This is a genomic window from Okeania sp. SIO2B9, from assembly GCF_010672505.1.
Classification (GTDB): domain Bacteria; phylum Cyanobacteriota; class Cyanobacteriia; order Cyanobacteriales; family Microcoleaceae; genus Okeania; species Okeania hirsuta.
Genome location: NZ_JAAHGK010000773.1, coordinates 1 through 3,777 on the forward strand (window position 1 = coordinate 1; position 3,777 = coordinate 3,777).

Consider the following 3,777-nt stretch of genomic DNA (forward strand, 5'->3'; position numbering starts at 1 on the left):
GAAGAAGGAAGAAGGAAGAAGAAAGAGGGAAGAGGGAAGAAGGCTACCCTCGCAAGAAAAAACCATCATTTCCTGTAGATATTCACCCTTGGGTTTACACAAACGATATAAACGGACATGATATGAAGCAATATCAATAAAATTATCATTTTCTTTGTGGGTTTAATACCCCACCGTCAACGGGGGTGTTCACGCATTACTTGGGGGAGCGAATCCATAAGTAATTTTCCTCCTGTCTCCTGTCTCCCCCTCCCCTCCTGGGAGGGGTTGGGGGTGGGTTGTCTCCTGTCTCCTTCTTCAACTGTTATAGCGGTAGGTTCTAATGTTAGTTCGGGAGTTTGGAATCTTTCATCTACTCCTGATGCAGGGGAATAATTTTGAAATCCTGTTGCCCATGCTGCAAATCTTGGATTAACAATACTGTCTGGTCTGATTAACCCTTCACCCTCAGAACTAATAAAACCAGGGATGGCAGAATCTATTTTTCCTGGGTCTTGGGTGGAACTGGAATAAGGTCCGAGTTGTTGGACAAATATTCTAAATTGGTCTTCGGTAAGTTCGCTGCTGTTAACACCTGAGAGGATGGCTAAAAATTCTCCTGTGACTGCATCTTGGATAATGGTGCTGTCAGCTAGTTCATTACTACCTTGAAAAATATTGAGGTCTTCAAAAGTTATTCCTCCTAATAAACCGATGGCATCTTGTTCTAGATTAAAGTCAGTAATTAAGTCTGCTTGGTTAATATCTGGGTTTCCCGTTGGTGGTTGATTTTGTCGTTGAAGAACAAAATTATCGAAACCCTCTCCCCCAGTTAAGGTGTCTGTACCTACATCGCCATAAATATTGTCGCTGCCAAGGTCTCCAGAGATATTATCGTTCCCTTTACCACCCCGCAGCGTGTCGCCACCTGCATTTCCGTTGAGAATATCGTTGCCTTGGTTGCCACTAATTAAGTCTCCACTTTCGAGACCATTAATTGTGTCATCTCCTGCTAAACCATATATTTTCTCTGCCTCCAAACTACCTGTGAGGAGTTCACTATTTTCTGTTCCTATTATTGTTGTCATTTTATTTCTTTTGAAATTTATGCAAGACTTTCTGTCGCAACTGCTTTGGTATTAGCAAAGAAGTTGCGATCGCTATTAATCCCACCGTTAACTATTGCTCTTATTACTTATTTTTATGTTTTTAACAGTAGATTCCGAAGCACTTTTTGCACTTTTTGTCAACTTTCTAGCTATTATTTTTTTCTTTTTATTGAATAGGGCAAAAGGGAAAATTGCATAGAGGAGATTCCCACCCCAAGCAATTTTAAGCGCGGTGATTATGGTGGGGTATTAAATCCACAAAAGAAAAGATAATTGCTAATTTACTTCTTTTTAATAGGACTTACGCATGAACGCTATTGGTAGTGGCGCGTCAAGCTTGAAATAGTGCTTTAGGAAAATTCTCCAAATCTTAGTCATAGCAAGAATTACACTAAAAAATTTAATACATCATTTTTAGCTTGACACGCTAGTAGGGTGTGTTAGCGCTAGCGTAACGCACCGATGCCCCTTATGTAGTGCCTTTGCGTAAGTCCTGTTTAAGTAGTAGCTGTTTCCCAGAGTTTGGTTTAAATAAGCTTTGTCTAAATATCTGTAGCGAAAGGTTCTTATTTAGGGCTAATTCCCTTTTTGTCAATACTATATTAGTCATCATCCATACCTCGCAGATGTTTGATAAAGTTACTATTCAATCGGCGGGCATTCTGACTGAGAGATAATAAAGTATCTCATCACAGTTGCGGGACAGCGACGGATTTACACCGAACTTTCCCCGTTTCCTCTAACGGCTGGCCTCCATTAGAACCGATTAATTACAATATTAAAACACAGCTACTTAATTAATGCAATACTTTTACAAAATTTTTTTTGCTAACTAGGGTTTGCTGAATAAAGTTAAAAGTCAGGTAGCTTACGGTAATGGAGCTTTTTGTATTCAATTTATCTCCTAAGTTATTGGCTCTTATTTACCTCAAAATACTGAATTTTTCTGCTGAGATTCAAGAAAATTTATTCACATAAAATGGCCGAAACAATTGCCTGTTATCCATCTCCGCGTCCCCGTGTCTCCGCGTCTCCGTGTCCTACCCCCACCAACTAATTTTTTCAGCAAACCCTAACTAGATATTTTCACTCCAGACAAAAACATCCCGACTATTATTAGCATCTCCCACCACTAAATTAGTTGCAAAAGAGTCAAAAGCGACTACTTCCCCGGAAGCAGAAATCGCTGGATTAAAAGAAGTCAAATTTCCTTCTAACCCCTGATAATTTACTGATATTTTAGTCGTGACACCATTTAGCAAATCCCGCACGAATATATCATTAGTGCCATTGCTATCCCCAGGCACCAGTAACGGATCGAAAGAATCAAAAGCTACAAACCGACCATCGCCAGAAATCGTCGGTGCAAAGGAACTTCTACTGACTTGATTACCAAAAATATCCACAGAGACGCGAGTCGTGATGCCATTTAGTACATCGCGCACAAATATATCTCTGGCATCATTGGTATCTCCCGGTACTAGATTAGTTGCCCTAGACTCGAAGGCAATAAAGCGACCATCGGCAGAAATAGAAGGACTGATGGAACTGAAATCTCCTTGGTTGCCTAAAGCATCTACTGAAATACTGCTGGTAATCCCAGTTAAGGTATCGTGCCAAAAAACGTCTCTGGTATTATTGGTATCTCCTGCCACAATATTAGTCGCAAAAGAGTCAAAAGCGATAAAGCGACCGTCAGCAGAAATAGCGGGATTGAAAGAACTGAAATTTGCTCGATCGCCCAGAGAATTTTTAGATATTTGGCTAGTCATACCAGTTAGAGTATCATGTAGAAAAATATCTCTGGCGTTGTTAATATCTGCCATAACTAGGTTGGTGGCATCAGACTCAAAGGCAATGAAGCGACCGTCAGCAGAAATAGTGGGGTTTATTGAGGCAGCATTGCTTTGGTTGCCTAGAGAATCTACGGATATTCTTGTTGTTGTAAAAGTCAGGAGGTCTCTGAGAAAAATATCTGTTGTATTATTGCTATCTCCTGGCACTAAATTAGTGGCATTAGAAGCAAAGGTTACAAAGCGACCATCGCCAGAAACAGAAGGATGAAAAGAATTGAGATTTCCACCAAACCCAAAAGAGTTTACCGAAACAATATCTGTAGTTTGAGTTTGTCTGTCTGTAATGAAAATATCTGTTTGGTTATTTGTATCTCCTATTACTAAGTTATCGGCAGCAGATTCAAAAGCAATATAACGACCATCGGCAGAAATAGAGGGATTAATGGAAAAGTTATTTCCTTCATTTCCTTGAAAGTTTACAGATAGGCGATCGATGTTTGTTTGGGGAATAATGTTTGTAACCATGATCTGGCAATAAAAGTCTATGTTATTGACTTAGTAATAATATCAAGCGCGATAAATATTTGCTACAAATAGCTGGGGATTTTTTTAGGAGTCAGGAGTCAGAATGAATAGCTTCGATACCATTTTTTAGTTCATAATTTATCTTATTCGTCAAAGGGACATCTCCTTCAAATTATTTTTCTCACCCTTATTATTCGTAAAATTATTTTTTCAAATTAGTATTATAATTAATTTTGCCTAATGAGACTTACACAACTTAACTGGTAAAATTAGACTATAATGCTTGTAAATCAATAATTTTACGTCGAAGCGCTCGCTACGGGACTTACACAAAATTTTAGAGCTGCCGAAATCAAGTAAATATTAAG

The 3,777-nt window shown here is 38.9% G+C and carries 2 protein-coding genes and 1 riboswitch; both genes read right to left on the bottom strand.

Features of this window, described 5'->3' with window-relative positions; translation table 11 throughout:
• Nucleotides 1-176: 176 nt before the first annotated feature.
• Complete coding sequence (locus F6K13_RS23140) at nt 177-1,067, bottom strand: calcium-binding protein (RefSeq protein ID WP_287288516.1); 891 nt, start codon at nt 1,065-1,067, stop codon at nt 177-179.
• Nucleotides 1,068-1,722: 655 nt separating this feature from the next.
• Nucleotides 1,723-1,870, bottom strand: a riboswitch (cobalamin riboswitch).
• Nucleotides 1,871-2,164: 294 nt separating this feature from the next.
• Nucleotides 2,165-3,409, bottom strand: a complete 1,245-nt coding sequence (locus F6K13_RS23145; RefSeq protein ID WP_124155739.1) for a PD40 domain-containing protein — start codon at nt 3,407-3,409, stop codon at nt 2,165-2,167.
• Nucleotides 3,410-3,777: the final 368 nt, after the last annotated feature.